Below are 23,987 nucleotides of genomic sequence, written 5' to 3'. Positions count from 1 at the left end.
TCTAACACTATGATTTCAGTTTGAAATTTTCCGTTTCAAAAGTTGAACAGACCTTAATATTGCAAATACCTTTGTGCCGTCCTTACTTCTACCCTTAATAATCCTCGATTCTTTTCCTCGTATGCTTTTATAATAATTGGATATCCCTTGTTATTCATAAATTTAAAATCTGACCCACCCCAAGACACCGTTGCGTCTCTTCCTTTTGGGACATATCCTACTTCTTTCGAATGGGATACTTTTGCAACAATCGTTACACCTATTTTGTCCACAGCATTAAACAATGTCGAAGAAGTTTGGCAAATTCCTCCTCCTATTCCCATTATTAACTCTCTATTTACAATTTCAGGAGCCCTCTTTCAGCAGTCCTAGGACCTACTGTTTGGTTATATGAAAAGTAATCTCCGGAACCCAGTACTACATTATTTATCGCTTGAACAGATAACTCTATGTTTCGGCTTCTTCCCGTATATTTTTTGTTAAATGTCGTTGAATAAGAAGCAATTACAACTTCATTGATTCCTTTTACACTTTCTGGTGTTACATTTGGTGCCGTTTCATAGATTGGGGCATTTACATCTAGCTGATCCGTCTTTAAATTTTTTGAATTTTCCACTAACTCTTCTTCTTTTAAAACAATTCTTTTTGTCCCGTCTATTACGTTTCCATTTGCATCTATCTTCATATTTTGCACGGGTATATCAATTTCCTTAGCCATTTCTCTAGCTAACTGTTTGATTTCTTTTTCATACACTTCTTTATTCTTAAAATGTAGAGGCTGATATTCTTTTATTACTTGGTCTGTTCTTGAATCCTTTATTTTATAAACTAAATCCTCTACCTTTATTTCTTCTTTTTCCTCTTCCTGCTCTTTTGCTGATTGTTCTTTTGATATTTGCGTTCCTTTAACTTTATCCACATTCACTTTGTCATTTCCACATCCCACTAACAATAAACTAAGTCCTACAACTGCCCACACATTCTTCATCTATTCTTTAATCCTTTTCTATTTAATTAATTGTTCATACTCGATCACGACCATATCCCAGTATTTAAGACTAGGGAGTGTGAAGGTGACATTATTATTTTCCTGTTTAAAGTTAAGAGATATCGGAACACCGTTATGCTTGTCTGGCGAAGCCACCCAAACTTTTTTAATGGGTCGATCCTCTTCAAGCTGAACGGTTAACTGCTTACGGTCTTGAGGCTCTGTTTGATTTGCGTTTGTATCACGCCACTCTAGCGTTGTGGCATCGAAGAAGTTAATAAAGTGAATGACTTTTTTATTCGCTTTTTGTTTCGCGAAACTCCATATTTTTCCTTGCTCTGGTTGAGAAGAGAAGTGCACCCAATCAGACGAACGAACAGTAATCGGCACCTCTTGTAGGTTATCGCGAAGCAAGTTTTCATAAGCGACAAGAAAATCATAATAATGTAAGAGCCTGCTTTGCAAAGATTTATTCATCTTTAAATTTTCATGTGGAAAATATTCTTTTGACAGCATGTGTTCACCCAGCTCTAAGTGAGCGCCCCCAGAAGCGAAGATCACGCTGTTCGCTAGTAAAACACCAGGTGTGTTAAATGTTCCCGGCTGATTGGAAAACTCATAATTCATATAAGCGGCTAAGACCGTGTTATATTTTCCTTTTGAGTATTGATTGTTCTCATCAATGATACGTTTTAAATCGCTATAATATTTGTATGAATCCCATACTTCCGTATATAAGAAATCAACAGGAGATTCACCAAGTTGTTTTTGTCCATATTGGTTTACGGCATTCATGACTAAACGTTTATCCGGCATCTTTGTTTTTGCATTTGCTATAAACGATTGGAAGGACTCGTCCAATGCTACTGGATTCCCATTATAGTCATACACATTTCCTCGTGGACCAAGTTGATCAATATGCCAGCCGTCAAAAGGAAGAGACTCGTACACTTTTTTTTGTTGATTAATTAAATATGTTTGCCATTCAGCATGAGCCGGATTGACTAGAAACACGTCACTTTTCCACTCATCAGGTAAAGGATGGTAGTCGTGAGCATTTTTCTGCCGATCTTTGAATAAACGCCATTCTGTTTTGACGCCATCTTTTTCAGCTTCCGCAATAGCGCCGTATAAGAGGTTATACGCCATCGTTTTCATGTTTCGTTCGTGGGCTAAATCGATATATGTTTTAATCGTCTGCAGCGAGGTAGGGCGATTGGAAATGTCCTCCCAATGGGCTGCAGGCTCATTGTTTTCTAATTTAATAGGTTGATGATGTTTATAATGCCAATCATAAAATTGCAATCCATTAATGTGATAACGATTCAGCCCAGAAATAACAGACTCCATGTCTTCGTTGGACATATCATGAAACTTTGATAAAAATCCATATCGCGGGAATTTGGACCAATCGCTTGAAACGTCTACTGCAATGGTTTGACGGTCTTGTTCGGTTTCAGATTCAAACTGTACACGAACTAAATATCCTTTGAAATCTTCTTTTGGTGGCTGCCATGTCCAATGTACCTCATTTTTTGTTATCTTCAACTTTTGCTGAGAAATGACATCATTTAAATGATAGTATGTGATTTTTAAGGTTCCCGTTGAATATGAATCTGGTAATTGAGTTGTGAAATAGACCATTTCACCGGGTTTATAGGAAGCTTTATCGGTTTCTATATGTTGAATAATTTTTTTCTGCTTGAGAGGAGCCTTTGTCTCTTCTTCTGTTGTTTCCTCTTTGGAAGAAGGAGAGAAGCGTTCTGCAATAACTACTGTCATCAACAACAACAAAAGAGAAAGCAATAATAATAGAATTTTCTTGTTGTATAACACAAAAATCTCACTCCTTACTGAGAAACAACTTGCTTATTTGAAAAGAAGGAACTAGCAACAATGCTAGTCCCTTCTTTATACTGTTTCATGTCTAACTTAACGAATTCGAACTTCTTTCTTCTCATCTGCCGGAATGCTTACATAAAGCACTTTTGTGTTTGCGTCGTAGAAGAATGTATTTGTTTTACCTTGAGTTTCTGCCAGTGAACCAACCCCTTGATACTTGTTGTTACCAGCTTGAACTTTAGATGGTTTTTCTACGTTATTTAATTTCAACGTATATTGCTGCAACTTAGAATCTTGGTAGCTGCGAATTTGTTGTTTTTGATTGAATGTAATAGCGTTTGGTTTACGTGTTACATCGAACTTCGTTAAGTTGTATTCACCTTTTTTGTAATCTTCTGTTGCACCGTCATCTTCATAGAATGTATATGAAGCTTTTTCGTCCAGATACGTATCTAAGACAAGGTTTGTTAATGGTTTTTCATTTGTATATTGTTGTACTTCACGAGTTGGAATAATTGATTCCTTTTTCACGAAAATTGGTAAGTGACCAAGCGGTGCGTCTACAGTAAGAGTTTGTCCACCTGTATATTCTTTGCCAGTCCAGTAATCTGTCCAATTCACATCTTTTGGTAAGTAAACTTGACGTGAAGTTTGACCTTGTTTTACAACCGGAGCAAGCATCATAGAATCACCGAACATGTATTGGTCGTTGATGTCATACGTTTTTTCATCATCTTGGAATTGATATACAAGCGGTTGTTGGACCGGTTTACCGCTGTCTGTTGCTTCCTTGAACTCATTGTATAAGTAAGGAAGTAATTGATAACGCATTTCAATATACTTCTTGCTGATTTTTTCAACTTCTGGACCGAATGCCCAGGGTTCTTGCCCTTGCTTGATTTCAGATTTTGCATCGCTATCATAATGGATACGAGAGAATGGATAGAATGCGCCTACTTCAATCCAGCGAGCAAATAGTTCTGCATCTGGTCGCTTAGCAAAGCCGCCAATATCTGTACCAACGAATGATACACCTGATAGTCCCGCATTTGAGATCATAGGTAGTGACATTTGCAAGTGTTCCCAGTTCGATACAGTGTCGCCTGTCCATAATGCAGCCCAGCGCTGTGTACCTGCATACATGTCACGCGTTAATACAAACGGACGAGTGCCAGGTTTGTGCTCTTTAAATGCTTGGTGAGTCGCATCTGCCTCATCATGGCCGTATAAGTTATGGTACTCAGTATGCATGATTTTGTTATCATCCGATCCGAAGTAGGCATCTAAAGGCATTGTATGATGCATGGTGTCGGTGTCGATAAATACAGCAGGTTCATTCATATCATTCCAGATACCGTCAATACCTTCATTGAGTAACGTATCATGGTTTTTAGCCCACCAATCGCGAACTTCTTGTTTAGAGAAGTCTGGGAAAGCAGAATCCCCAGGCCATACCGGACCAATGAACGGAGTGCCGTCTGCGTTTTTCGCCCAGTAGTCATTCTTAGTACCTTCTTGATACATGCGATAGTTTTCATCTTTTTTCACAGCCGGATCGTTAATCGCAATCGCATGGAATCCAGGCATTGATTTTAATTGTTTTAATGCGTCTTTGTATTTTTCGTTCCATGTAAATACACGGTAGCCATCCATATAGTCGATGTCGAAATGCATTGTGTCTAATGGAATTTGTTTTTCACGGTATGTTTTAGCCACATTTACGATTTCATCTGCTGTGTATTCCCATTTACTTTGGTGTAAACCTAATGACCACTCTGGAGGAGCCTCCATTTTACCTGTTAAATCCGTATAGCGGTCAACAACATCGCTGATTTCAGGACCATATGCAAAGTAATAAGTTAACTTGCCGCCGTTTGCATAGAAATAGTAGTAATCATCAGATTCGCTGGCCATTTCATAATATGAACGGTGTGTGTTATCAAAGAAAATACCATATGCTTTTTGATCTTTTAAACCGATAAAGAATGGGATTGTTGTATATACATATTTTGTATCTTTCGTATAGGAGTACGCATCTGTATTCCACATACCGATGCTGTCACCGCGTTTGTTGAACTCCAATCCAGCTTGCTCACCGAAGCCGTAGAAAGCTTCATTTTTATCTGTTTTCTTGAATACATAAGGTTTTCCGTTCTCATAGCCGGATGTTTGATCTTGATTTACATAATCCTCATTGATGACATTTCCTTGCTTGTCAAGGAAGCGTACACCAAATGGTTTCATTTTAATTTCAACCGTGATTTCATCTGTTTTTAACGTGTATGTATCTGCGCTAACGTTTGCACTAAAGGCCGGAGTTTTCCATTCGGACGCTTTTTTGGCAATTCCTCTTGATTCAAATTCTTTCTCACCTTTTTTTACTATCGAAACTTTTACTAGATCTTTGTCAAATAGACGGATATAGGCTTCATTTGTTCCTAAGTCTAACTTGACACCATTTGGAAGCTCCTCAAATCCTTGAACAGAAAGCTTTTGAAGATTTTCTTTCACTAAAGGAGTGTCTGCCTCGGGTTGAGTAACAGCTGCCAGAACATTAGGAGCTGTTGTAGTCAAACCGACAGTGGCTGCAAGTGAAAGACTCGCTAAAACTCGTAATGACTTTTTCGATAAGTTCATGTTTTCACCTCGTATAAAATTTTGATAAACACAGGGCAACTATACCGAACGAGAAAATACTCTGTCAACGAGATTTCCTGGAGTGGAGAAGGTAAGGAATAATACCTATCGACATTGATAGGACAAAGATGAAAGCGCTTTCTTTTTTATCGAAAGCACTTTCAACCGAGACGTAAAAATGAAACGTTCTATCTAGTTTATTGCATATTATATTCTTATCTAGTTAAAAAATCCTGACTTTTTAACTGTTTTTGTAACATAAAAATAGATTCCAGCACAAAAACATTCAAAAGAACATAGAGCCTTTTTTCTTTTGAATACGAATACTAAGAAGGTGAATTAAAAAAAGATGATCCTTTGATTTTTGAGTAGTAGAATAGTTGGTTTTTTTATTTTCCTTTTTCATTCAATAAAACGATTACATCCCATGTTTTGAAAGGATTTAACTCATTTCAAATGATAACCTGTCTTCTTTTTGTACAATTGACTCCGATGAAAAAATCTTTTAAATTTATCCATAAGTAGGTTAGAGCAAACGTTTGCGCAAAAAATGGAGGAGTTGGTTAACAAATGGTTCCACTCTCTGCATTAAGGAGTGCGGCATTCATTCTTAAGAATGCGCTCTATCCACTGCCATTATAGAATGATGAACATGAAAATTATCCTTACAATCTGCTTAAAATCATAGAAATGAGGGAGCAATCTGAAAAAGGGAAACAAAATTTCTACAGGTATCATAACTGCATCATTGCTGGCAATTCAATTTGTGCAACCTGCACATACAACATTGGCTGATCAACAAAGCATGAGCAAACTGAAAAAGCTAATCTCCAAAAGGGACAAAAACAACCCGGAGCACAAGAGCCATCAGCATGGGATAGAAGCTCATTATCATTTATCACAGAAAATGTAAATTCCGATGGCATTTTTGCGACGATAAAAAATGGTGAGGATTCTAGAGCCATGAAGGGGGAAGTGACGTATGAGGTTTTTGGGTCGGCAAAAGGCAATCCAAAAGATGGTGAGGTTGTTTCCACTGGAATTGTTAACGCGTTAACAACTGGCGAAACGCGGGAACTGATTTATGCACCAGATCGACTTCTGGCTGGCAATTATATGTTTAAAGCCTATCAGCGTCCTAACCACCCGGGAACGGGAGAGTTGTGGAGCGAGTCCATCACGGTAAAAGAAAATATCGAATTGAACGAACATGTTGACCCTCAGCGTCCGCTCGATCAATTTTTTAATTCCAGCATTAACAATGAAACAGCTACGTTTAAGGTTCCTGAAGGCATGGAGCCGGTCGAGATTAGTTTTACAAGCTATGTCATCCTGAAGGAACAGTACCTCAAGAAGACGGCAAACCATATGAGGGTCAGACTAGCTACGATAATGTCACAAAGGTTTATGGCCCAGGTACGTATACGATTGAGGTTGATTTGCCGGATGGATACTGGCAGACAGATCTTTATTTAGGACCTGAAATTGAAGAATTGACGGAAAGCGGACACCCGGCTGATAAGATTATTGATACAGATTACTTGCTTCATAGTCTAAAAGTTTGCACCAAAGCGGGTAATATTCATATTTGTATATGCTTTGGCTGTAATTTCCTCCCCTCCTTCGCGGAACAGTTGTCTCCCCTGTTCGTTTTACGGTGGAATATAAGTACTCCATAAGCCGATATCATCCTTGAATAAAAGGCGAAATAAAAAGACTCGAAAACCCGAGCCTTTTACGCAACCTCTCCTATATCCGATCCCTTTTCCTTCGGCTTTTCCCCTTTAATCAATAATGCAATAATGAGCATAATGACAACAAATATAATTGGGATATTGAAGCCAACAGAAGGCCCTAAAATATCAGAAAGAATTCCAACAAGCCAGCCTGCCATTGCTCCCCCAATACCAGCTGCTACATATACAAAACCCAAGGCAGAACCACCTTTGTCTGTCGTTTTGGTACCAATAGCCGTAGCCGTTGGAAACAAAACAGAAAATGCCAATCCTACAGACATAAATAAGTATACCCATTGAGCTGCAAGTAGTTTACTGGCAATTAGCGCGATAACAGAAAGAATAGAAAAGAGCACAAGCGTCTTTTTCTCTCCTAACCTATAATTTATAAATCCCCCTGCAAAACGGCCAATTGTAAACAATACAGAAAAACTTGCAATCACATAAGCTGCAATTTCACGCTTTTCTTCTAACGACATATTAGCAATATCCAAAGATGTATAATAAATTGGGAAGAAATTCATAAATGCGTTTTCCGTTGACACATAAAACATCAAGAATAAAACAATAAGTAAAAACTCTTTATTTTTAATCGTTCCTAAAAAATCCTTAATGTTCAATTCTTCCGCTGGAGGTTTTGGCAAACTAGAGAAAACAATAACCACCATTGTCAATGCAATAATCACAGCCAGTCCAATATAGAAGTAACGCCATGTTAAACTGTGGTCAAACATCATATTCATAATGATTGGCATAAAAATCATTCCAAGGCCAAAAATGCCGTTGGCAATATTAAACATCGATCCGGCACTTTCCTTATATAAAGCAGGAATGATGGCATTAATGGAAACCGTCATAGAGCCAATGCCAAGGCCAACAATTGAATAAAAACCTAAAAAGAATAAAGCACTTCCTGCAAAACCAGTCAAAAGCAAACCGGCTGTCATGCTCACGGCACCTACCAGCATCATAAAACGAAGCCCTTTTTTATCGGTTAGGTATCCCGTTACCATACTCGCAATAACAAAACCCCATTGGAAAACAAACAGGACGAGACCAATTTGGCTTAAGCTTAGTCCGATGTCTCCCTTTACTTGCTCAAGAATAATCCCTTTTGTGTTAGCAAGGCCACCTAGTACAAACATGGTGACAAACAAAAGAAATATTACTTGCATTTTTTGCTTGTTCATTTTTTTCCACTCCCTTTATTAAGTAAACGAATAATAGACAAGATTATATTATTCTAAAAAGCGAATTTCATTTTCAGCAGTGAAGACAGACTTTATATATATATTCCACTTAATAACTCGACACATCTTCATTCAATCAAGAGGCATCACAATCGGTAATCCAGACAACTTGAATTCACCCTCAAGGGTTCACCTATGCGGTTGGCGCCAACCCCGCAAGGGGGGTGCCAGCCGCTTAGGTCTAGAAAATTTGGCATGGCCGTTCTTTGGTCAGGTCGAATTTTCTAAATCGATCTATATAGATACAAACGGTTACACAAATTCTTATAAAATACTAAGCTTTATTCTATCTTTTTTCGTCATATTTTACAAATGGTCATTCTATAAAATATGAGCAAACAGTTAATAAGAGGGATTGTTAAAGTTCAAAAACAGCTAAAACAGTGTTATTGTACAGCCGCAATAAGAAGGAACTGCTAATATATATGGCCGCCTGTTTTAGTTTATTTAACTGTTTCCGGATTTTAGAGTTGCGATTTTAAAAATTGTAAAAATTTAATATTAATTTTTTATGGCAAATATAAAATGAAACTGTTCTCTACCCTTCAGTCCTTGATATAAAGGTCTTTCTTTATGAGGGTCGAAAAAGTCCCGTTTTTCAAATGGGTATTTATTCGTATTGTCGTTTAGTTGCGCAAACGTTAGCATAATAGAGATGGTGGGTAGATTTTGAAAAAGCGGTCCGTGAAGTTAACCCAAGTGCTTATCTTGTAGGAGAGGTATGGGATGAGAAAGAAACAGTTGCTCCTTACTATAAAGGAATGAACTCCTTATTTAACTTTGATCTCTCAGAAAAGATTGTTGAATCGGTCTTGCACGGTGAAAATCTTGACATTGCAGGAGCTCAGAGCGAAATGAATGAGTATTATGAGCAAATTTCAGGCCGGGGTGCACTGGATGCGGCATTTTTACGCAATCATGATGACACACGCATTATGTCAGAATTCGAAGGAGATACAGCAAAGGCAAAGCTTGCAGCCTCCATCTTGATGACATTGGCCGGTAACCCGTTCATTTATTACGGAGAAGAAATCGGCATGAAAGGCGACAAGCCTGATGAACATATCCGTGAACCGCTTGTCTGGGCACCGCACAAGACAGCTGAGCAAACAACCTGGATTGAATCTAAATACGATGAAGCCGGGGGATCCGTTGAAGAACAAAATGAAGAGCGAAATTCCTTACTGAATCATTACCGCAATCTTTCTCATCTTCGCCAAACCAATGATGTCTTAATGAAAGGTGACATCAAGCCTATCGAAACAAATAACGAACATATTTTGGCTTTTGAGCGCAGTTATGAGAACCAATCAAATATTGTTCTCCATAACTTATCAGAACAGCCTGTAAGCGTGAGTCTTGAAGATGTAGATGTAAAGAAAGTTCTTTACGAAACAAATAAAGTAAAAATAAAGAAAGCTCACAAGCAAATAACATTAACAATTCCCGCTCAAAGTTCTGTAATAGTAGAAAGTCCCTTTGTTGCTCCTTTCAACAGAGGGATTTTCTATTCTGTTCTGGTGCAAAAACTTCAAGATAATTGCAATCAATCTCTAAATTTTGGACATACTGATACTATTACATGATAATCTGGAATAGCGCAGGCCTTGTAGGCTCTACATCTCTATCAAATGCTTTCTGCACCAGAATCATTCAACTTATATAGAAAATAGGTAGTTACAACAAAACGGGGTGAGAGTTTTACTCTCACCCCATTTTGTCAACATCTCCAAAAGCTTTAGTTTCTTAATTAGTCTTGATTCAAGCAATTCACAGACGTTGACATGTCTGCCGCTTAATCAATTTATGCGGGACAATTACCCGTTTTGCCTCTTGGTCCGAATTTTCAATTTGATCCAATAGACACCCAGCCGCTTGATAACCGAGTTTAAAAATATCGATATCTATTGAAGTCAATGGCGGTTTAGCAAATTCGCCCAGCATCAAATTGTTAAAGCTGACGATTGAAATATCCTCAGGGACGGAAAGGCCCATTTCGTCGATGCTGCCCATGATGCCGAAGGACATTAAATCATCCGTTACTATAAGTGCTGTCGGTGGAGTTTGCAATGACATGAGACCCATGATTGCTTCTCTTCCGCCTTCCTTCAGAAATTCTTCTTGGACGATGTAATCATCCCGGTATAGAATATCCGCATCTCCTAATGCCTTCTTATAACCGAGCATCCGATCAATGGTAACAACAAGGTCTAAACTTCCGCCGACAAAGGCGATGCGTTCATGGCCAAGTTGGATGAGATAATCAGTCGCTTCCATCCCAGCTTTGAAATTGTCGTTATCCACATGAGTAATCTGCTCCGCGCCCTTGGACGGCTTGCCGATCACTGAAAACGGAAACTTCTTCTCTTGCAGCAAGGATATAATCCTGTCACCAACCCGCGAATAGAGAAGCAGGATACCGTCAACACGTCTTCCATGAATCATTGCGACGACACCGTCATAGATTTCTTGTTCGGTCTGCCCTGTTGACATATAAATAGCAAAATTCTTTTCATGTGCCTTTGTGCTGATTCCTCTAATGACTTCAGGGAAGAACGGGTTTTGAAATGCTTTATCGGCCGAACTCGGCATCACAAGACCAATTGCCTGAGTGTTTTTGTTTGCAAGGCTTCTGGCATTAAAATTCGGATGATATCCCAGATACTCCATTGCCTCTCTTACCCGTTTTTTCGTCCGTTCGCTAATACGCGGGCTGTTTGCAATTACCCTTGATACTGTTGAAGGTGCTACATTTGCGAGTTTCGCGACATCTTTTATTGTTACTGACATGATCATTCACTCCAAATCTTCTACTTACATGATACACTACATCCTTTGAAAATGCTAAAATTCAATTTTTAAGGTTGTTAATTTCTTTTCTGCTCTGTTGCCGTTCCTATTAGCCCCTAATGAATTGGCACATCTACTAAGATGTAAGGTTCAGGTGCAAAGAATTCAAGATAATTGCAATGAACCTCTAATAAAACCTTTTAAAGCCACACGAAAAAAGCCCCTTTCATCACGTATTGATAACGTGTACAAAAGAAGCCGTGAAACGGGAAAAAACGCAACACTTCAGCTAAAACTATCTCAACACTTCACAAAGAGCTATGTTAGATATTAGTTTATAAACGCCGTCATATTGCGTTTTTTTGCTAGTATGATTCCGACTGGGTTCGAACCAGCGACCTCTCCCCTGTCAAGGTAGAGGTGAGATTGATTGTTTTAAATTAATATTAGTTTTATTACACGCTCCAAATGTGCCGAATACTATCCAAATGCGGCATTCCATGTGTCATCTATAAGAGCATGATACCTACCATGTATTTACATTATTTTACTGCAGCGCCGGCTCTTTATTAGATTTTTTAATACGATTTGTTATCGTGTCCTCTTTTGGTGAAGTCCGCCGAATGAAGAACGACAACATAAACGCGCCTACCGTTAACCATGTAGCTACCATGAACGCATCATTGATCCCCATTACAGCTCCTTGATTTACCGCCATTGGCATATGTGTCTTATCTGTTGGAAGAATATGATGTTGCATCAAGATTTCTTTTACGTGCTTCGCTCCCCTATTTGTCATGATTGATACAAAAAATGCCATCCCAACAGCACCTGCGATCATTCTTAATGTGTTTACCATGGCTGTTCCATACTTGTTTAAACTAAGTGCCAATTCGTTTAACCCTGCCGTAAAGATCGGCATCATCACTAATGACATTCCAAACATTCGAAGTGTATACGCCACTACCACATATCTGAAAGTTGTATCAATTTCTAGACGTGTGAGCGCAAATGTAGTCACGATCGTTATAGCCAAACCGATAATGACAAGCCATTTGGCTCCGAATTTATCAAATATTCTTCCGGTAATAGGGGACATGATCCCCATTACAATACCGCCTGGCAAAAGCATTAATCCCGATTGTAACGGTGAGAATCCACGAACATTCTGCATATAAATAGGCATCAAGATCATTCCTGAGAACATGGCCATTGTCACAATGATGTTGATTATAGTGGTTAAGGTAAAGATCGGGTAGCGAAAAATACGAAACTCCAATATTGGATGTTCAACAACCAATTGACGCCATACAAATAAAATTAGACTGATGCCGCCAATGATAAACATAGTGATGACTTCAGCACTATCCCAACCTTTCGTTCCTGCTGTAGCAAAACCGTATAGAATTCCGCCAAATCCAATGGTAGACAACATTACACCAATCACATCGAGCTTTGGACGGCCCGTTTCCGTCACATTTTTGACCAGAAAAATCGCTGCTAAAAAGTCAATAAGAGCAATTGGGAAAATGATAAAGAACAGCACCCGCCAGGAATAGTGTTGGACAACCCATCCTGATAACGTTGGCCCTACAGCCGGGGCAAAGTTCATGGCAACACCGAAAATACCCATGGCAAAACCGCGGCGTTCGGGTGGAAATAACGTAAAAATGACATTCGTAATCAAAGGGAACAGAACCCCGGCTCCTGCAGCTTGCACAACTCGACCAATCAAGATAACCGAGAAGTTCGGAGCTATCCCGCAAATTAAGGTTCCTGCAGCGAAAAGTCCCATTGAAGTAAGATACAACTGTCTTGTCGTGAATCGGTCCATCAAGAAAGCGGTAATCGGAATGACGATCCCGTTGACCAGCATAAAAATGGTCGTTAACCAGTTTGCGGTTGCAGCCTCAATATGAAAATGCTTCATCATTTGGGGCAATGCAATATTTATCAGCGTTTGATTTAGAAATGCGACCAAGGCTCCGGCAAGCATTACACCGAAAATAGGACGCGTACGAACCGGACTGTCGGATGTTTTTTGAGTATTCATTTAATAACGTACCTCTCTATATTTTTTACATTTAATAAAATCTCCATTCTCATGTACTAATTGATCAAGTGTTGATGGATCCATCCATTCTAACGCAAAGCTTTGGAGCCGATGTCCGTTCTGTAATGAGCACCTTCAAACGATATCTTCTCTATCGCCCCGTAGGCTAAATCCCTCGCTTCTTGCAGCGTATCACCAATGGAAGTGATACCTAGGACACGACCGCCATAGGAGATGAGCTCGCCATCTTTTTTTGTTGTTCCGGCATGGAATACAATAGTGGGATAAGATATTTGATCCAACCCTTGAATCACGTTTCCTTTATCGTAGGGCCCAGGGTAACCAGCGGAAGACATAACGACACAAACGGCAGACTTGTCTTTCCATTTCACCTCCATATTTTCTAATCCCTTTGAAAGACCGGCGATAAAAATATCGAGCAGATCTGTTTCCAACAGGGGAAGAACGACTTGGGTTTCCGGATCGCCAAAACGAGCATTATATTCAATCACCTTCGGACCTTCCCTGGTCAGCATCAAACCGGTATAGAGAATCCCTTCAAAAGACCGGCCTTCTTCTACCATGGCTTTTGCCGTTGGCTCGACAATTTCGCGAACAATCCGCTCTACCATGGAAGGATTAACCTGAGGCAATGGTGCATAGGTTCCCATTCCACCCGTGTTAGGCCCCTGGTCGCCATTATATACCGGCTTATGATCCTGGGCGGGAACCATCGGCTTCACGGTAGTTCCATCCACAAAAGCGAGCAAGGTCATCTCTTCCCCTTCCAAAAATTCCTCCACGACCACCCTTGCCCCTGCCGAACCAAAGGCTGCCTCTTCCATCATGGTCTTAAGCGCTTCTTCAGCTTCTGTTACGGTTTGAGCCACAACAACACCTTTTCCCGCGGCCAAACCATCCGCTTTAATGACGATTGGTGCTCCTGTCGTACGAACATAGGCCAGCGCTTCCTCATAGTTGGTAAAAGAAGCATATTTAGCGGTAGGGATACGATATTTCATCATTAATTCCTTGGCGAACGCTTTACTGCCCTCAATCAGCGCCGCTTCCCTGGTAGGACCGAATATAGTCAATCCTTGCTGTTTAAAGTGATTCACAATGCCATGTAAGAGAGGCTCTTCTGGTCCTACAAACGTAAGTTCAATTTGTTCTTTTTTTGCAAACTCAGCTAATTTCTCGATATCTGAAATCGAAATAGATACGCATTCCGCTAATTCTGCTATACCCGGATTGCCAGGAGCGCAATAAATACGATCGATCTTAGGACTTTGAGACAGTTTCCAGACAATGGCATGCTCGCGACCGCCTCCACCAACAACTAACACCTTCATTTTTCTCTTCCCTCCCTAGTGTTTAAAATGTCTTATCCCTGTAAACACCATAGCAATTCCATATTTATTTGCTGCTTGGATGGATTCCTCGTCTCGAATGGACCCACCCGGCTGAATGATGGCCGTGATGCCTGCTTTTGCTGCTTCCTCGACCGTATCCGACATTGGGAAGAACGCATCGGAAGCAAGGGAAGACCCTTTTGCTTTGTCTCCCGCTTGCTCGATGGCGATTTTGGCAGCCCCTACCCGATTCATTTGACCAGCCCCTACCCCGATCGCTTGAAAGTCTTTAGTCAAAACAATGGCATTCGACTTTACATGTTTAACTACTTTCCAGGCAAAAATCAGCTGTTCCACTTCTTCTTTTGTAGGCTGCCTTTCTGTTACGACACGAAGGTCCGCTGAACTAATTTGCTTTACGTCTTCTTCTTGAACTAAAACGCCCCCTGCAATAGAAGAAAGTCGAAGTTCCGGTTCCGCCTCGATTTTTAACTCGCCTAATTTAAGTAAGCGAAGATTTTTCTTTTGGGTTAACACTTCCAACGCATCTTCATCAAAATCAGGTGCCATAATGATTTCAAGGAATATTTCTTTCATCTTGTCTGCCGTTGCTTTATCAATTTTACGATTTGCCGCGATAATACCGCCAAAAATTGATACCGGATCGGATTCATAAGCCTTTTGGTAGGCATCGAAGATCGTTTGCCCATTACCTACCCCGCATGGGTTCGTATGCTTTACGGCAACCACAGCCGGTTGATCGAATTCTTTTATCAATTGCAAGGCCGCATCTGCATCATTGATATTGTTGTAGGATAATTCTTTCCCGTGTAATTGTTCGGCTGTAGCCAGTGTTCCGGATTTAGCCAATGGCAGACGATAGAAAGCTGCTCTTTGATGGGGATTTTCTCCATATCGTAAGTCTTGGGCCTTTTCAAATGTAACGGTATATTGATCCGGCCATTCTTCGCCTGTTTGTTTGGTTAAATAATCAGAGATCAGGGCATCATAAGCGGCCGTGTGACGGAACACTTTCGCAGCTAAGCGTCTCTTCGTTTCCAGGGTGACGCCCCCATTTTTCATCTCATTCAAGATTACAGGATAATCCTCGGCATCGACCACAACGGTAACAAAGGCATGGTTTTTGGCTGCAGACCGCAGCATGGTGGGTCCGCCGATATCAATATTTTCAATGGCATCTTCATACGTGACATCCGGCTTCGCGATTGTTTCTCTAAATGGATATAAGTTCACCACGACTAAATCGATTGGCTGAATTCCCAATTCTTCCATTTGCTTTCGATGTTCTTCCTTATCCCGGATCGCTAAAAGACCACTATGGATATTAGGATGAAGAGTTTTCACCCGTCCATCTAAAATTTCCGGAAAACCTGTCACCTCTGAAATTCCTGTTACGTTGACACCATTCTCAGCGAGTAATTTTGCCGTACCACCTGTCGATATAATTTCAACACCAAGCGCTGTCAATTCTTTTGCCAATTCTAGAATCCCTGTTTTATCTGAAACGCTGATCAGTGCTCTTTTCATTGAACCGTCTCCTTATTCGCCAGGCTCTGTATCACCTGTGGTAATAACCTGTGCTCCTGCTCCTGAATTTTTTTCATCAATGTTTCTCTTGTCTCATCCTTATCTATTTTGACAACCCGTTGGGCAATAATCGGACCGGTATCCATTCCTTCATCAACAAAATGAACCGTGACGCCAGTCACTTTGACCCCATAGTCAAGAGCCTGGCCAATCGCATCTTTTCCTTTAAAGGCAGGTAACAAAGAAGGATGGACATTGATGATTTTTCCGCCGTAAGCCTGCAGCAAAACATCGCCAATCAGTCTCATATACCCCGCCAATACGATAACATCCACTCGTCTTTCTTTTAATTTTTCAAGAATCCTTTTTTCATAAGCTTGTTTGTCAGGATAATCCTTTGCCTTAAAGGCAAAAACCGGGATATGTTCATCCTTCGCTTTTTGGACCGCCAAAGCTTCAGGGTAATCACTGACTAATAAAACCACTTCCACATTCTTGATTTGCTCTGCTTTTATGGCCTGAAGAATCGCGGCAAAATTAGAACCTGTTCCAGAAGCAAAAACGGCGATATTCATGCTTCCCCCCTCTTAATAAAGACACCTTCGGTTCCTTTCTGCACCGTTCCGATCACACAGGCATCTTCACCCAACGTTTGAAGGCGTTCTACAATCGCCCGAGAATCCTCTGGATTGACAACTAAAATCATGCCAATTCCCATGTTAAACGTACGGAACATATCATAATCGGAAATATTCCCCACTTGTTGGATGTAAGAGAAAATTTTGGGAACGTTCCAAGATCCAGCCTCCACTTCGGCCTGCAGGCCTTCCGGAATAACACGTGGAATATTATCATGGAACCCCCCGCCTGTGACATGAACCAGCCCATGGACGGTAAACTCCTTTAGGATAGATAGGACGGATTTGACATAAATTTTGGTTGGTTCAAGTAACACTTCGCCCAATTGAGCCCCTAATTCATCCACATAGCTGTCTAATGAGAGTTTTGCGTCCTCCAATAGAATTTTGCGAACGAGGGAAAACCCGTTGCTATGTACACCGCTGGAAGCTAATCCGATTAATACGTGGCCTTCTTTCACCTCAGAGCCATCAATGAGATGCTTCCGGTCCACCATGCCTACGGTAAATCCGGCGATATCATATTCTCCGTCTTGATACATACCCGGCATCTCGGCGGTTTTCCCGCCAATTAGCGCACACCCGGCCGCAAATAATCCCCATAAGAAAAACCTCCGGGAACAAGGATGACATTATATTTTGATAAATCAGACTCTTGATGCCATACATACTCAACAGGCTGCCCTATCGTATCTACAACGGCTTTATACATATCTACATCACAATTTGAACCAGGAAATACAAGAACGGCAAAGTTCAACTTATTCCTCTCCCTTCCGTTCATACTTGTTCAGATCAAACCTATAGTCTTCAATCACCGTGTTGGCTAACAGTTTCTCGCACATGTCTTTGACACGTTCTTCAGCCTTCGGTTGATCATCAGCATTGATTTCAAGTTCCATATATTTGCCTATTCGAACTTCTCCAACCTCGTCAAATCCAAGAGCATGCAGCGATTCATGAACGGCACTTCCTTGCGGATCAAGAACGCTTTCTCTTAATGTCACATATACGGTTGCTTTAAACATCCACTTTCCCCCCAAGTCTGCGTAAGATTTCCTGATAGGCTTCTTCTACATTTCCTAAATCTCGTCTGAACCGATCTTTATCCAATTTTTCCTTTGTATGTGCATCCCAGAACCGACAAGTATCCGGAGAAATTTCATCGGCTAAGATGATTTGACCCTCTGGTGTTTGACCGAACTCCAATTTGAAATCAACCAAGATCAGATTTCTGGTCATAAGATATTCTTTCAAGATTTCATTGATTCGAAGAGCTTGTTTATGAATGTCCGCTAATTCCGATTCTGTCGCAAGTCCAAGAATTGCAACGTGATCATTGTTGATGAAGGGGTCACCTAACTCATCATTTTTGTAATAGAATTCTACTATCGCCTGTGGAAGCTCCGTTCCTTCTTCCCACCCTAACCTTTTGGCGAGTGAACCTGCCGCTATGTTTCGAACAACCACTTCAATCGGAATGATATCGACTTGTCGCACGATTTGTTCCCTCGAAGAGATTTTTTTAATGAAATGATTGTCCACCCCTTTTTCCTTCAATAAACTGAGAAAAATGGCACTAATCTCGTTGTTCAACATTCCTTTTCCGGCGATCTGTCCTTTTTTTTCTCCATTAAAGGCCGTGGCATCATCCTTATATTCGATCCAAACCATTCCAGGTTCTGATGTTTTGTACACTTTTTTAGCTTTACCTTCGTAAAGCTGTGCTAACTTCTCCATTATTTTTCTCTCCTTGGCTTACGTTTATCCCGGACCCAATCATATAAGAATCACTCCACGTGTTATAGATGCCCATGATAGCAGGAACAATCGCCAGGATTATCTTTGTTTAACACTCTTCATAATGTGGAAAAAGATAGTGTATATACATAACGCCTGCAGGAGTTCATCGAACATGCACCCGGTTCTTTTCCATGTGAAGTGTTTTGAAAGCAGTACGAGTGAATATGATCACGTCATATCCCGGTTCTTGTTCAATTTCATAAATACGGCTACTATCAAATAAAGCGTTCCGACATTTCTGAACGCCAATCATGTTGTCTCCTTCGAAGCTTACCTAAAACATTGACCATTACTACAGACGCCAAAAGTGAAGTATCTCCTAACGGAATTCCACATATTGCACGAATATGCTGTTCAAATTGAGAAGTCACGCATGCATCCATGGTATAGTGTCCAGAGTTATGAGGTCTTGGAGCTAGTTCATTAACCAAAATTTGACCGTCATTCGTGAGGAACATCTCTATGGCAATTACTCCGACTGCATGTAGGGCATCAGCAATCTTCAATGCGATGGATTCCGCCCGCTTCCCTGGGGAACAAAGGAAGTCCTTTCTAAAATGGACGCTACATCGGCATCTACATTTTCAAATTCTTAAGTGATGACATCAGAGGAGCCGGCCAATTCCCTGGCTGCTTCCAGATTGGAAAAGGAAGCAATGATTTGGCGATCGGCGACTTGTCCACACGGGGAGTCCGGTCCTGGATCCAATGTAATGAATCGGTACCCCATATTCCGTCCAGCTAACGCCATCATCCTTCCCAGCTGCCCTCCTCCTAAGATGCCGATGGTTGAGCCTGGTTTAATTACTTTCACGGGAGTTCTCCTCCTTTAAAACTGTCACAATGACCATGGATTTCCAGGTAGTTTAATGGTTTTAGATTACCCTGCATCCCAATTTTTTAGTTCCAAAAACAGAAAAATTTTTGGATGTCGACACCGTCAACGAATTTATGTACACAGCAAGTTATACCAGGATAGAAATGATCCTTCAACAGAAAATAGGGAAAATGGTATAAACGGGAGGGGACAAGAATGTCTTCAGAAATGAAGGAAAAATGCGGGGTATTTGGAGTTTTCAATCACCCCAAAGCAGCCGATTTAACATACTACGTACTTCACGCTCTTCAGCATCGCGGTCAGGAGAGTGCAGGAATCGTGGTGAGCGATGGTAAAACATTTAAGCATCACCGCGGAATGGGATTAGTGACCCAAGTATTTTCACGTGACATTCTCGATGGACTGTGCGGAAATATGGCAATTGGCCATGTTCGATATTCAACTTCCGGTGAAAGTTTATTGCAAAATGCACAGCCCCTCGTTTTTAAATATAGTGGGGGAGACTTGGCTGTCGCCCATAACGGCAATCTGGTAAATGCAAGAATAGAACGAAATGTGTTACAGCAGCAGGGAAGCATATTCCAAACAACAACCGATACAGAGATCATCGCCCACCTTATCGCCCGTTCCAGCAAAAACCGTTTTGAACAGGCCGCGCCTGATATTCTTACGCAAATCGATGGTTCGTTCGCTTTACTTATCATGACGGGAAAACAGATGCTGATTGCCCTGGACCGTCATGGTTTACGTCCCCTCACCCTTGGGAAAATCGGTGAAGCTGTCGTCGCTGCTTCAGAAACATGCGCCTTGAATGCGGTTGATGCGAAGTTTTGGCGGGATGTAGAACCGGGAGAATGGCTTCTTGTTGACGAAAATGGGATTCAAACGGGACGATTCGCTCCAAAGAGTGAGCTATCCCTTTGTTCTTTTGAATTTGTTTATTTTGCCCGGCCTGATAGTGTCATTCAAGGAAGATGCGTCTTATCGATTCGAAAAGAATTAGGCCAAATTTTGGCCAAGGAACATCCGACACAAGCGGATGTGGTGGTTGCCGTTCCCGAATCGAGCGTCCCGGCCGCTATTGGCTTCGCCCAACAATCAGGAATCCCTTATGAGATGGGGCTGATCAAAAATCCATATGTGGGCCGCTCATTCATTGAACCTACCCAAGAACTGCGCGAATTGGCCGTTCGCCTCAAATTGAGCACCGTTCAAGAAATTCTCGAAGGAAAAAGGGTCGTGCTTGTCGATGATTCGATTGTAAGGGGAACAACGAGCAAGCGAATTGTCCAATTGATTCGGCAGGCTGGCGCCAAAGAAGTCCATGTACGCATTAGTTCACCGATGGTTCGAAATCCTTGTTTTTATGGGATTGATATGCCGACAAAAGAAGAGTTATTTGCCAACAGGCTCGAACATGAACGAGCAATGGGAGAGGCTATCGGAGCGGATACATTGGCCTTTTTGAGCACCGAAGGATTGTTAGAAGCGGTAGATGTGAATCTTGCAGAAACCAGCAATCGATGTATAGCCTGTTTCAGCGGGGCTTATCGGACCAACCTGTACCTGAAGTGAGTAACTAACAAGGCGCGTTCCTATTGATCGCGCCCTGTTAGACTTTCAGCATAAAAATCGTTCGTCTGACTCTGCATATGATAAAACAGAGAGAAGTTATGACACTCATTTTATGTCTTTCTATTTCTTGTATAAAGATAAACGGTTTACATACTGCTTGCTCCCGGATAAAGATCGTCATATTGATCCAGCTTTTCGTATAACCTGTCGAGCAAATCATCCAGTTCATCCCGTTTATAGTTCCATTCCCGAATTCGATCTATTAATTCTTCAACTGCCGGGTCATCCAAATCTTGAACTAACCTTTGATCCACTTGTTCATATGTATCATCGATTAAATCATCCAGATCATCGCGCGCTTGTTTCAAATCATTAATTTGTTTCGTTAACTGTCGAAGAACAAAATCCATCATTCACACCTCGTTTTTATTTTTCTGCTTTTATCATTAACGTGGTGGAAATATTTCATTTTTATACCAATAATATCCATCATTTTTAAAAAGATTGAAACCGTTAACTGATTTCCATAAGAGTTTCTGCACATTTCGTTCTTACATTAAACCGCCTCATAAAATAGAAGAGGGTGTCCCAAAGTATGATACCCTCCTGCGATGAACCGTCATGAAAAATCCAGGATTTCAGTGACGGTTCATCGCAGAAAAATAGATAATTGCCATTCCCTGAAGGCTTTTGAGTCCGCCCCTCAACATTTTGATATAAAATTTATTCAACCAGCATAAGATGACTTTGTCTATTTTATCTACTAAAAAAAAGCTTTTTTAAAACAATCATTAAAAAAACCACTGCTTTTCATGTTAGCTTTTGTTGTTTTCATGACCAATCCTCCGCTAAACGTATTCCACTGAACTGCCAACGTTTTTCCGGCTGGAAGAAATTGCGGTACGTAGCACGAATATGGGAAGAAGGGGTAGCACATGAGCCTCCTCTTAGCACCACTTGATTACACATGAATTTAGCGTTATATTCTCCCAGTGCACCTTCTAACGGTTTGCTGCCCGGGTATGGTGAATAGGAACTTCTTGTCCATTCCCAAACATCTCCATACATTTTAAAAAGCGGTCCAGATTCCTCTAATACAGTAGACACCGGATGTAAGTAATGATTTTCAGCAAAATTACCTTTTGGAATGATTCCCTCTGCTGCATGCTCCCACTCTTGCTCTGTTGGAAGCCTTTTTCCTGCCCATCTTGCATAGGCATCTGCTTCATAAAAACTCACATGACAGACAGGCTCATCAAGATTCAACAATTTTTCTCCCGAGAGAGTGAATTGAGTCCATTCTTTCTTTTTCTTTCTCCAATATAGCGGTGAGTTCCAACCAAATTTCTTTACAGCTGCCCATCCGTCCGATAGCCAATATTTCGGTTCTTCATAACCTCCATCTTCCATAAAGGCCAAAAATTCACCATTCGTTACGGATCTGGTAGCCAACTTATATGGCTCTAGCCAAACTTTATGTCTAGGACACTCGTTATCGAAGGAAAAACCTTCGCCATGATGACCAATTTCTACTAAACCTCCTTGAAATTCTTTAAAAAGCGAAGGAGTATTTTCTTGTGGAGTTTCTTTAGAGGCTGCATACACAGGAGTTAATGGATTTTGAGAAAAATTGTATTTAATATCCGTTAGAAGTAATTCTTGATGCTGTTGCTCGTGCTGTAAACCTATTTCTAATAAGCCGTTGATCTCTTTTAACGTTTTATCATCGACATACTCCAGCAACTCAAAAATGTTTTCATCAATATATTTTCGATATGTATGCACTTCTTCAACAGTCGGTCTGGTTAATACACCTCTTTTATGACGAGGGTGAAAAGGTCCGATGGTCTCATAATAAGAGTTAAAAAGGTAATCAAAATGGGGGTTAAATTCTGTGTAATCTGTTTTAAATTCTTTCAATATAAATCGTTCAAAAAACCAAGTCGTGTGAGCCATATGCCACTTTGGAGGGCTTACATCCGCAGTGGCTTGAATGATAAAATCCTCTATTTCTAATGGTCGGACAATCTCTTCAGTGAATGCTCGTATTGCCTTATAATGAGATGATATTCTATCTTTCACACTATTATTAGCCATACATTTCTCCCTCTCCTTAGCATTTCAGTAAATTTAAAACCTTTTTTATCAATTTTAATCATGGTCAACGGAAAACATGTTATAAATCTTATAAGCTGACAAAAGTTTTTTTATAGGATTGTCCAACATCAAGACTTAGTTGTTAGTCACTCTTTACCACATTGCCTTCTGCAAGAACGGGATGCTCTTTCAAAAAGCGCGCAAAATGAATGAGATTACAGGCCATAATACGCGCATGCTGCATCGTGAACTCATTTTTATTTCCTTCCGCCTCAATAAAGGATGGTCCTGGTCCCGCTTCTCCCACCTAATACGGGTCAACATTCGGAAGAATGGTGAATCCTATATGGGATAAACCATTGAGCAGTACCAATCACTAAAATATCGGCTATTTTAATTTTACGAAATGGCTATATTAGAGTCTACTGTTGATATTGATAAAAATAAAAAATTTCCAGTGTAGGGAAGTTTTCATTGCGAAAATTAGAGGGTGTCGGTTCACTGGTAACGGCGAACCAAAGCCTTAACCCTTGCAAGAAGCTAAAGTTTTGGTCCTGGCTTTTGTGTGTTCCTAGGGCCTTGTGGACGGACTTCTCACTTTTTTACAAGCTTTAAATAGTTTATAATTATCAGATAATAGTAGATATTTTAATCTATAAATAATTATAATAGACTATGATATAGTTATAATTGAGACAGAAAAGGTGTGTTCCTAGGTCGCGCCTGGCTTTTTGTGGCATCTAAGCAGGAGCGCCTACATCCTTTCTGCAAACTTAGGGGATAAGGATGGGGAAAATGAGCGACAGACAGAAAAAAACAGACGTTATCTTAATTGGTGCC

Annotated in this window: 15 protein-coding genes and 6 pseudogenes; 4 read left to right on the top strand and 17 right to left on the bottom strand. The window is 40.6% G+C overall.

Annotated elements, in window-relative coordinates; all coding sequences use genetic code 11:
• Positions 1-53 precede the first annotated feature (53 nt).
• From ACFOU2_RS08070 to ACFOU2_RS08060, 3 genes and pseudogenes are all read right to left on the bottom strand, one after another.
• Positions 54-685 (bottom strand): annotated as a pseudogene (locus tag ACFOU2_RS08070) (VanW family protein).
• Between the two features lie 321 nt (positions 686-1,006).
• Positions 1,007-2,824, bottom strand: a complete 1,818-nt coding sequence (locus ACFOU2_RS08065; protein WP_377914003.1) for a glycoside hydrolase family 66 protein — start codon at positions 2,822-2,824, stop codon at positions 1,007-1,009.
• Between the two features lie 96 nt (positions 2,825-2,920).
• Positions 2,921-5,467, bottom strand: coding sequence for a glycoside hydrolase family 31 protein (locus ACFOU2_RS08060; RefSeq protein ID WP_377914001.1), 2,547 nt, complete (start codon positions 5,465-5,467; stop codon positions 2,921-2,923).
• Between the two features lie 963 nt (positions 5,468-6,430).
• Between ACFOU2_RS08060 and ACFOU2_RS08055 the strand changes: the two genes are divergently transcribed.
• Complete coding sequence (locus tag ACFOU2_RS08055) at positions 6,431-6,943, top strand: hypothetical protein (RefSeq protein WP_377913999.1); 513 nt, start codon at positions 6,431-6,433, stop codon at positions 6,941-6,943.
• 259 nt (positions 6,944-7,202) lie between these two features.
• Here ACFOU2_RS08055 and ACFOU2_RS08050 read toward each other — a convergent pair whose 3' ends face one another.
• Entirely contained in the window at positions 7,203-8,393 is a 1,191-nt protein-coding gene (locus ACFOU2_RS08050; RefSeq protein WP_377913997.1) for an MFS transporter, read from the bottom strand.
• A gap of 728 nt (positions 8,394-9,121) precedes the next feature.
• On the opposite strand from ACFOU2_RS08050, the pseudogene ACFOU2_RS25685 reads away from it, so the two are divergent.
• Both ACFOU2_RS25685 and ACFOU2_RS25680 read left to right on the top strand, forming a co-directional pair.
• A pseudogene (locus ACFOU2_RS25685) lies at positions 9,122-9,685 on the top strand (alpha-amylase family glycosyl hydrolase); the annotation flags it as partial.
• 3 nt (positions 9,686-9,688) lie between these two features.
• Positions 9,689-10,039 (top strand): alpha-glucosidase C-terminal domain-containing protein, encoded by a 351-nt coding sequence (locus ACFOU2_RS25680; RefSeq protein ID WP_449237046.1) that lies wholly within the window; start codon positions 9,689-9,691, stop codon positions 10,037-10,039.
• Between the two features lie 184 nt (positions 10,040-10,223).
• Here ACFOU2_RS25680 and ACFOU2_RS08035 read toward each other — a convergent pair whose 3' ends face one another.
• From ACFOU2_RS08035 to ACFOU2_RS07990, 10 genes and pseudogenes are all read right to left on the bottom strand, one after another.
• A complete protein-coding gene (locus tag ACFOU2_RS08035) occupies positions 10,224-11,243 on the bottom strand; it encodes a LacI family DNA-binding transcriptional regulator (RefSeq protein ID WP_377913995.1) in 1,020 nt (339 codons plus the stop codon).
• Positions 11,244-11,790: 547 nt separating this feature from the next.
• Positions 11,791-13,296: a DHA2 family efflux MFS transporter permease subunit gene (locus ACFOU2_RS08030; protein ID WP_377913993.1), complete on the bottom strand. Its 1,506-nt coding sequence runs from the start codon at positions 13,294-13,296 to the stop codon at positions 11,791-11,793.
• An 89-nt stretch (positions 13,297-13,385) separates the two neighbouring features.
• Positions 13,386-14,648, bottom strand: coding sequence for a phosphoribosylamine--glycine ligase (purD, locus tag ACFOU2_RS08025; protein ID WP_377913990.1), 1,263 nt, complete (start codon positions 14,646-14,648; stop codon positions 13,386-13,388).
• Between the two features lie 15 nt (positions 14,649-14,663).
• On the bottom strand, positions 14,664-16,196 hold the full coding sequence (gene purH, locus ACFOU2_RS08020; protein WP_377913988.1) for a bifunctional phosphoribosylaminoimidazolecarboxamide formyltransferase/IMP cyclohydrolase: 1,533 nt from the start codon (positions 16,194-16,196) through the stop codon (positions 14,664-14,666).
• Entirely contained in the window at positions 16,193-16,771 is a 579-nt protein-coding gene (gene purN, locus ACFOU2_RS08015) for a phosphoribosylglycinamide formyltransferase (protein ID WP_377913986.1), read from the bottom strand. Before purN ends, purH begins: the two co-directional genes overlap by 4 nt.
• Positions 16,768-17,433 (bottom strand): annotated as a pseudogene (gene purM, locus ACFOU2_RS08010) (phosphoribosylformylglycinamidine cyclo-ligase); the annotation flags it as partial. The gene purN and the pseudogene purM, both read right to left, overlap by 4 nt.
• Positions 17,415-17,594: pseudogene (locus tag ACFOU2_RS08005) on the bottom strand (phosphoribosylformylglycinamidine synthase subunit PurQ); the annotation flags it as partial. The pseudogenes ACFOU2_RS08005 and purM, both read right to left, overlap by 19 nt.
• Position 17,595: 1 nt before the next feature.
• Positions 17,596-17,862, bottom strand: a complete 267-nt coding sequence (gene purS, locus ACFOU2_RS08000; RefSeq protein ID WP_377913984.1) for a phosphoribosylformylglycinamidine synthase subunit PurS — start codon at positions 17,860-17,862, stop codon at positions 17,596-17,598.
• Entirely contained in the window at positions 17,855-18,574 is a 720-nt protein-coding gene (gene purC / locus ACFOU2_RS07995; RefSeq protein WP_377913982.1) for a phosphoribosylaminoimidazolesuccinocarboxamide synthase, read from the bottom strand. The genes purS and purC overlap by 8 nt, the downstream gene beginning before the upstream one ends.
• Before the next feature lie 332 nt (positions 18,575-18,906).
• Positions 18,907-19,451, bottom strand: a pseudogene (locus ACFOU2_RS07990) (ATP-grasp domain-containing protein); the annotation flags it as partial.
• Between the two features lie 219 nt (positions 19,452-19,670).
• On the opposite strand from ACFOU2_RS07990, the gene purF reads away from it, so the two are divergent.
• The gene (gene purF, locus ACFOU2_RS07985) at positions 19,671-21,050 is read left to right on the top strand and encodes an amidophosphoribosyltransferase (RefSeq protein ID WP_377913980.1); all 1,380 of its coding nucleotides are present in this window, start codon (positions 19,671-19,673) and stop codon (positions 21,048-21,050) included.
• A gap of 146 nt (positions 21,051-21,196) precedes the next feature.
• On the opposite strand, the gene ACFOU2_RS07980 is transcribed toward purF, so the two are convergent.
• The 3 genes and pseudogenes from ACFOU2_RS07980 to ACFOU2_RS07970 all read right to left on the bottom strand — a co-directional run.
• Positions 21,197-21,460, bottom strand: coding sequence for a hypothetical protein (locus ACFOU2_RS07980; protein ID WP_377913978.1), 264 nt, complete (start codon positions 21,458-21,460; stop codon positions 21,197-21,199).
• A gap of 421 nt (positions 21,461-21,881) precedes the next feature.
• On the bottom strand, positions 21,882-23,147 hold the full coding sequence (gene egtB, locus ACFOU2_RS07975; protein WP_377913976.1) for an ergothioneine biosynthesis protein EgtB: 1,266 nt from the start codon (positions 23,145-23,147) through the stop codon (positions 21,882-21,884).
• Between the two features lie 142 nt (positions 23,148-23,289).
• Positions 23,290-23,514 (bottom strand): annotated as a pseudogene (locus tag ACFOU2_RS07970) (flavodoxin family protein); the annotation flags it as partial.
• Positions 23,515-23,987 lie beyond the last annotated feature (473 nt).

It is taken from the genome of Bacillus songklensis, from assembly GCF_042649685.1.
Classification (GTDB): Bacteria; Bacillota; Bacilli; order Bacillales; family Bacillaceae_H; genus Bacillus_BA; species Bacillus_BA songklensis.
Note: the sequence above shows the minus strand (reverse complement) of the source record. Positions and strands in the feature narration are given on the sequence as shown.

Coding starts and splice junctions, on each gene's coding strand:
- ACFOU2_RS07980 (WP_377913978.1), bottom strand. CDS start 21,460: ATGGATTTTGTTCTTCGACAGTTAACGAAACAAATTAATGATTTGAAA.
- purF (WP_377913980.1), top strand. CDS start 19,671: ATGTCTTCAGAAATGAAGGAAAAATGCGGGGTATTTGGAGTTTTCAAT.
- ACFOU2_RS08055 (WP_377913999.1), top strand. CDS start 6,431: ATGAAGGGGGAAGTGACGTATGAGGTTTTTGGGTCGGCAAAAGGCAAT.
- purN (WP_377913986.1), bottom strand. CDS start 16,771: ATGAATATCGCCGTTTTTGCTTCTGGAACAGGTTCTAATTTTGCCGCG.
- ACFOU2_RS25680 (WP_449237046.1), top strand. CDS start 9,689: ATGAAAGGTGACATCAAGCCTATCGAAACAAATAACGAACATATTTTG.
- ACFOU2_RS08035 (WP_377913995.1), bottom strand. CDS start 11,243: ATGTCAGTAACAATAAAAGATGTCGCGAAACTCGCAAATGTAGCACCT.
- ACFOU2_RS08060 (WP_377914001.1), bottom strand. CDS start 5,467: ATGAACTTATCGAAAAAGTCATTACGAGTTTTAGCGAGTCTTTCACTT.
- purD (WP_377913990.1), bottom strand. CDS start 14,648: ATGAAGGTGTTAGTTGTTGGTGGAGGCGGTCGCGAGCATGCCATTGTC.
- purH (WP_377913988.1), bottom strand. CDS start 16,196: ATGAAAAGAGCACTGATCAGCGTTTCAGATAAAACAGGGATTCTAGAA.
- purC (WP_377913982.1), bottom strand. CDS start 18,574: ATGGAGAAGTTAGCACAGCTTTACGAAGGTAAAGCTAAAAAAGTGTAC.
- purS (WP_377913984.1), bottom strand. CDS start 17,862: ATGTTTAAAGCAACCGTATATGTGACATTAAGAGAAAGCGTTCTTGAT.
- ACFOU2_RS08030 (WP_377913993.1), bottom strand. CDS start 13,296: ATGAATACTCAAAAAACATCCGACAGTCCGGTTCGTACGCGTCCTATT.
- ACFOU2_RS08050 (WP_377913997.1), bottom strand. CDS start 8,393: ATGAACAAGCAAAAAATGCAAGTAATATTTCTTTTGTTTGTCACCATG.
- egtB (WP_377913976.1), bottom strand. CDS start 23,147: ATGGCTAATAATAGTGTGAAAGATAGAATATCATCTCATTATAAGGCA.